The sequence below is a fragment of the Belnapia moabensis DSM 16746 genome, assembly GCF_000745835.1.
In the GTDB taxonomy this organism is placed as follows: Bacteria; Pseudomonadota; Alphaproteobacteria; order Acetobacterales; family Acetobacteraceae; genus Belnapia; species Belnapia moabensis.
This window is the reverse complement of sequence record NZ_KN050762.1, coordinates 1-6,195: the sequence shown is the minus strand read 5'-3', so window position 1 is coordinate 6,195 and position 6,195 is coordinate 1. Positions and strand designations below refer to the sequence as shown.

The 6,195-nt window shown below is 63.4% G+C and carries 5 protein-coding genes and 1 pseudogene; 5 read left to right on the top strand and 1 reads right to left on the bottom strand.

From position 1 onward, the window contains the following. Positions 1 to 737: 737 nt before the first annotated feature. The 5 genes and pseudogenes from EP26_RS34550 to EP26_RS36120 all read left to right on the top strand — a co-directional run. A pseudogene (locus tag EP26_RS34550) lies at positions 738 to 1,004 on the top strand (transposase domain-containing protein); the annotation flags it as partial. Positions 1,005 to 1,067: 63 nt separating this feature from the next. Next, positions 1,068 to 1,337, top strand: a complete 270-nt coding sequence (locus EP26_RS31470) for a transposase (protein ID WP_084113233.1) — start codon at positions 1,068 to 1,070, stop codon at positions 1,335 to 1,337. 208 nt (positions 1,338 to 1,545) lie between these two features. Continuing rightward, entirely contained in the window at positions 1,546 to 2,394 is an 849-nt protein-coding gene (locus tag EP26_RS31465) for a DDE-type integrase/transposase/recombinase (protein WP_084113231.1), read from the top strand. A 205-nt stretch (positions 2,395 to 2,599) separates the two neighbouring features. Further along, complete coding sequence (locus EP26_RS34545) at positions 2,600 to 4,249, top strand: tetratricopeptide repeat protein (protein ID WP_084113230.1); 1,650 nt, start codon at positions 2,600 to 2,602, stop codon at positions 4,247 to 4,249. Continuing rightward, on the top strand, positions 4,246 to 5,178 hold the full coding sequence (locus EP26_RS36120) for a hypothetical protein (protein ID WP_211259677.1): 933 nt from the start codon (positions 4,246 to 4,248) through the stop codon (positions 5,176 to 5,178). Before EP26_RS34545 ends, EP26_RS36120 begins: the two co-directional genes overlap by 4 nt. A gap of 379 nt (positions 5,179 to 5,557) precedes the next feature. Here EP26_RS36120 and EP26_RS31455 read toward each other — a convergent pair. After that, the coding region (locus EP26_RS31455) for an IS6 family transposase (RefSeq protein WP_043344544.1) at positions 5,558 to 6,195 on the bottom strand (638 nt) is incomplete at its 5' end.

Here is a 6,195-nt window from a genome sequence, read left to right as displayed (position 1 = left end):
CACGCTGCCTTCAGCCCGGACGGTCGCCGGCTGGTCACCGCGTCTTCGGACAACACGGCGCGGCTGTGGACTGTCTTCCCAAAGGATCAGGCCCTCACTGTAGCTAGCTGTGCCAGCCTGACACGCGGGTTAACGGTTTCGCAGCGGGAGTTTTTTGGCCTCTCTCAAGCTACGGTATCCAACGATGATCGCCAGCAAGCACCAACAGTCCGAGATCAAATAGGGAACTTTCTGCCGTCTGACCCAGAGGTGGCCAGACTCTGCGAGCGAGCGATGCGAGAGGCGAACGCAGCTCAGTAGCTCAGCGTGCAAAGTGGGCCGGCGCACCAGGTTGCCGAGCCTTTACGGGAGCGCCGACCATCGCCATTGACGCCCACCGCGAATGGTGACCACGACCGAGACAATCCGGCCCGCCTCACGCACCTTCACTTCCTCAGCTGCGACAGCCGCGCGAAGGCGTTCGGCTGCCAGTTCCTCCGCCCGCCGCTCCGCTGTTGCTCGTGCCTCGGCTGCCGCCATCTCGGTCGAGCCAGCCGGGCCGCCAGGGCCACCGCTTCTGCCTCGGCTCGCTCTGCCCATCCCTGGTTGGTCAAAAGAGCGACCCTCGGCGGATGTAGCCCCGTGCATTGGCAGAGAACGGTGGCTGGTCTGGGCCATGATCTGCGCCTCGGGTACGCCGGCGCGGGCGGCTGGGGTGGCGAAGCCAGTGGTGTGGCGGCAAGCGGTCTGCCCGTACCGTCGAACGTGCCATCCGGCCCGTTTGCCTCAGCAGGAAGAACGCGCTGTTCGCCTCCAGCGATGACGGCGGCGCCCGCTGGTGCGCGGCAGCATCGCTGGTCGAAACGTGCAAGCTCAATGGCGTCGATCCGCAGCGCTACTTCACCGATCTGCTCACCCGCCTGGTCAACGGCTGGCCCAATGACCGTATCGACGAACTGATGCCCTGGCGCTGGGCCGACCCGCAGGAGCGGCCAGCCTCAACCGAAGGCTCCAAGGGCCTGTAGACGACGCTTACGGAGGGTTGGACGTCGCGCCGCAAGTTCGCTGCGGTGATCGAGACGGCAGCCATGAACGAGGCCGATCTTGCCGCCTACTGCCGTCAGCGGGGTCTCTACCCCGAACAAATCGGGGCCTGGCGGGCCGCCTGCGAGCAGGCCAACGACTGGGAGCGCGCCAGCAGCCATCGGCTGGGCCAGGCAACCAAGGAGGAGAGGAAGCGCGTCAAGGCCCTCGAGCAGGACCTGGCGCGCAAGGAGAAGGCGCTGGCTGAGGCGGCGGCACTGCTGGTGCTCCGAAAAAACGCCGCGGCGATCTGGGGGGACGGCGAGGACGCATGATCAGCACCCCAGATCGCCAGAATGCCATGGCGCTGATCGATCAGGCCACCGCGGCCGGCGCGCGTCGCGCCCAGGCCTGCGCCGAACTCGGGATCGACGAGCGGACCTGTCGGCGCTGGCGGGCCAGGGATGGCGCGCCCGAAGACCGCCGTCCGACGGCGCCGCGGCCAGCACCGAGCAACCGACTGTCCGAGGCGGAACGCCGGCGGTGCTGGACACCTGCAACAGCCCGGCCTTCAAGAGCCTGCCGCCGAGCCAGATTGTGCCCCGGCTCGCCGATGCGGGCCGCTATCTCGCCTCGGAAGCAAGCTTCTACCGCATCCTGCGGGCTGCGGATCAGCAGCACCACCGTGGCCGGGCCCGGCCGCCGGCGCGTCGCCCACTGCCGACCAGCCACCGCGCCCGCGGTCCCTGCCAGGTCTGGAGCTGGGACATCACCTGGATGCCCGGCTCGATCCGGGGCGGGTTCTTCTACCTGTACCTCATCCTCGACATCTACAGCCGCAAGATTGTCGGCTGGGAAATCCATGAGCGCGAAAGCGCCGAACATGCTGCCGAGCTCGTGCGCCGTGCAGTCTGCGCCGAGGGCTGCCTCACCCACCCACTCGTCCTGCACGCCGACAATGGCAGCCCGATGAAAGGCGCCACCATGAAGGCCACCCTCGAGCGGCTCGGCGTCACCGCCTCCTACAGCCGGCCGCGGGTCGCGGACGACAACCCCTTCTCGGAAGCCCTGTTCCGGACCTGCAAGTACAGGCCGGACTGGCCGGGGTCGGGGTTCGCCAGCAAAGAGGACGCGCAACGTTGGGTCGCCCGGTTCGTCAGCTGGTACAATCACGAACACCAGCGCAGCGCGATCCGGTTCGTCACACCCAACGCCCGACACACCGGCCAGGACCGCGAACTCCTCACTCGTCGCATCCAGCTTTATACCGAAGCCCGTGCCGCCAACCCCACGCGCTGGTCACGTCAGATCCGCAACTGGTCGCCGGTTGGCGACGTCTGCCTCAACCCCGAGCGCGACACCAGCAACCACGAAATCAGAGACGCCGCCTGATCGGCACCGGACAACTTCTTTGACAATCACCGAAATCGCCATGGCCACCGCGGTGCTCAATCGCATGATCCGGCCGCGAGGCCGGTTTTCATCCCCTATCGCATAACATCTCGGACCAGGTGGGATCAGTACTGTCTGCTCATCCACGCATCAACGCCACAAAGAGGAACAGACCAGCTTTTTTTCACCTATAAGGTGTGCGTACATGATGGAAGTCTCAAGCGTCAGGATGCCGACTGTGCTGGCAAACTCGAACAGGAATTCCATCAGTAGAAACAGCACCAGTCCTGGAGAGCTGTTTCACAGGAAAGCGGACCTCGCGTCTCCTCTCCTTCTAGTGGCAGTGATCGCCCTGAGCACATCCTCAACGGTGGCCCAGGCACAGCCGGCTATCGCACAGACGACCTTCTGTGATGTTCTCACTGCGCATCCCGACGACCCTAATCGTGTCGCTTCGCCGGTGATGTGGAACCAGCGCGATCCCATGCGCGCCGTGCCCGCTTGTGAGGCGGCCATACAGCAAGACCCAAACAACCCTCGCCTACGCTTCCAGTTAGGACTTGCCCAAGATTCCGCTCGGAACTTCACCGAAAGTTTCAGCCATTACACTCAAGCGGCGAACCGTGGCTACGTCGCGGCCGCATTCGCGCTGGGTTGGGCTTATGGGAACGGCGAAGGTACGACGAAGGATGATGCGCAAGCCATTCGCTGGTATCGCTGGGCAGCTGAGCGGGGCCACCAAGCCGCGCAGAATACTCTCGGCTTCATGTATGAGAACGCGCGCGGTATGCCGCGAGATTATGCGGAAGCGGCTATCTGGTACAGCCGTGCGGCTGCGCAAGGTCGATCTGTTTCAATTTACAACCTTGGCCGGTTGGTTGCCGCAGGACGGGGCGTTCCGCAGGACGCCACGCGTGCCGTCGAGTTGCTGCGCAACGCCGTCCGCTTGGATCGGCCCGATGCCGCGCTTTTCTTGGCATTGATGGCCGAACGCGGTGAGGCGCCTTCGGTCAGCCGCCGAGAAATGACCGACCTGTTGGCCTATGCCGAAGCCGCGGGGGATCAGCCTGACCGTGCTCGCCGTTCGCTCGACCAGCTCAGTGCCCGTGGTGGCGCGTTGGATGTACAGCAAGCCCGGCAAGCCGCAGTTGCACGAGTGAACGCTAAGCGCGAGCAGGACGAAACGGCGACAGCGCAGCGCGAACGGCAGATCGCTCTATTTGAGCAGCAGATGCAGGCTACGGTCAGCCAGAAGGCACCGGGTCCTTCAACGAGTGCCCAGCAAAGCGCGACTATTCAGCTGGAAGAGGAGCGGATCCGTCGGCAACGAAAAGAGGCTGAGCAGGAGCTGGAGCGCTTGACGGCCCTGCGTCAGGAGCTTGAGGCACAGCTTCGGGCCACTCGGGAGACGCAGGCTGCAGCGGCGGCCAACGCCCCTCCAGTCTCATCCTCACCACCTCCCAATCCGGGGACTCAGGCCTCGGCCCTTGCGGCAGCACGGGGAGCTCCGACTCCTTTCTCAGATGAATTTGTAACGGTGAATGGCGCCGTCGGTTGCCGCAGCAGCGAACCGCTGGTCGCTCGAGCTAGCATTTTCAAAGATCAGCATGAGGGCAAGGAATTTGCTTGGACAGGACGCGTCCGCGCCGCCTTTCCCAGCATGATCGAGCTCGACATGGGCTCCAACCGGGCTGACGTGGCAGTGGCCCTTATTGCCGGACAGGAGGCTCTGAGCCCCCAGCCCGGGCAGATGGTCAAGGTCCGTTTTGCTCTAACCCAAATGGGCACATGCACAGCGCCCTTCCGCGGACAACGCGGCGTGATCCTCTCAATCGACGGAAACAATCTCCGATGAACCTCCCTTCGATGATCCGGCGCGGAGCTTTCGTTCTCACCCTAAGTTTGACTGCTCTTCCTTTAAGTCCGTTCGTGTCGGCCAGGGCGCAGTCCCTGGAGGAGATGGCGGTTATGGCGATGAACATCGGCCAGGAGGATCTCCTAAAAAAGGCGCTTGAGCGCGGCGCCAATGCTAACGGGCGCGTCGCAGACCATACTCTGCTGGGCTATGCCGTATTGACAGGACGAGCTGGCGCAGTTTCGACGTTGGTGCGTCGCGGAGCCGACATCAACCTGCCGACCGGTCCGGCAAACCAGCAACGTCCGCCGCTCGCCCTCGCGCTGCAAACGAACCGGCAAGACTACGACATGTTCGACATGACGTTGGCGCTGCTGCGGTTGGGTGCGGATCCAAAAACTCTTCAAGCTTTGCCCGCTCGATCGGCCATTCAATTTGCTCACCTCACGCTATACCAAGCTGTCCTCGCGGCTGGTGGTTCGCCGTCCGATCCAGGTCCTGGGGGAAAAATGGTTTTCCACTTTGTCGTCGAGGCCACATCTGAAGCTCTACGGCGAGCGCTAACTGGGTGCGAAAGGGGCCAGCTCGACCGTCTCCAAGCTCTTGAGAAGATGTTAGCTGTCTCGATAACCGAAGGCGCGGACCTTACAAAGCCGATTAATGGGCGTCCTTTGCTTTCCTACGCTCTGTCGAACGGCATGTTCGATTTTGCCGACGCCATCCTGGGCGCCGGCGTTTCGGCAACCCAGGCTGGATCGGATAACCAGCGTCCCATTCAGATCGCTTACAACTATGCCTTGCCGAACGGCGAACGCTGCTCCGGTTCAGCTGAAGAACTAGCTTGGCGTCCTGCATTCAGGAGCGAAGTGGTCATAGCGCAAGAAAAGATGACTGGCCGTCTGCTCCGGTCGATGTTGCAGTCACCGTGACTTGGCATTCCCTGGATCAGATGATGATCCATGTGGCGCGTCAACCAAGTTTCCCGGCGCATTGCCTCACCTGAATTGTTCCCGGTCCTGGCGTAGCCCATTCTATTCGCCGGGCAGCAAAGGCAGGGGCGTCTGCGGGCTGATCTGAGCGGCGGGCATACGCCTGCATCCGCCTGCGGCGGTGTGTTTGTGCTCGGACGGGCGGCGTTGGAGGTTGCTGGGCGAGAGGCGTCGTGGGGCACTGGCCCCGTTGCTCATGGCCCGGCTGGGTGGAAGCTGCGGGCAAGGCCGCGGAACAGCACCGCCTGCGGGCAGGCGGCGGCGAAGGTTGTGTTGCAAAGTTTGGGGCGGATTGCGAATAGCCCTGACAGGCTCCAGATCAGGCGGCGACCTGGAACAGCTCGGCGATAAAGGTGGCTTGGGTCCGCATGTCTCGTCCGCCAACCTTCAGTACCTGCCCCTTCCTGATCATCGCCATCGCCTCGTAGCCTGCCAGTGTTCGTCGTGCCGTGTGGAAATCGCCGAAGCCCAGACCCGGTCTGACCAGGCGTTTCAAGCGCCGGTGGTCTTGTTCCACAATGTTATTGAGAAACTTGCATTGTCGTAGCCGGGCGAAGCGCCACAGCTCGTTGTCTGCCTTCATCTCCGCCGTGGCGCACGGGTAAGCTGGGTTCTTGTCCACGGTGATGGTGCGCGGGTTCACCGTATGCGACTGCCCGAGTGCCTTGCGGAAGAAGCGCTTTGCAGCCTCGGCATCGCGCTTGGCCGAGAGCAGAAAGTCGATGGTCTGCCCACGGCTGTCCACGGCCCGATACAGGTACATCCAGCGGCCCTTCACCCGAACATAGGTCTCATCGGTTCTCCAGGAGCCGTTGCTCAGACGCAGGTGCGGCCGAATGCGCTTCTCGATTTCCGGTGCATAGGTCTGCACCCAGCGGAACACCGTGGTATGCGCCACCTCGACGCCGCGGTCGGCCAGCATGAGCTCGAGATCACGGTAGCTGACCGGGAACATGA

What these genes read in the sequence shown, in the direction of transcription:
- EP26_RS31470 (WP_084113233.1), top strand. Translation starts at nt 1,068, where the DNA reads ATGAACGAGGCCGATCTTGCCGCCTACTGCCGTCAGCGGGGTCTCTAC.
- EP26_RS36120 (WP_211259677.1), top strand. Translation starts at nt 4,246, where the DNA reads ATGAACCTCCCTTCGATGATCCGGCGCGGAGCTTTCGTTCTCACCCTA.
- EP26_RS34545 (WP_084113230.1), top strand. Translation starts at nt 2,600, where the DNA reads ATGATGGAAGTCTCAAGCGTCAGGATGCCGACTGTGCTGGCAAACTCG.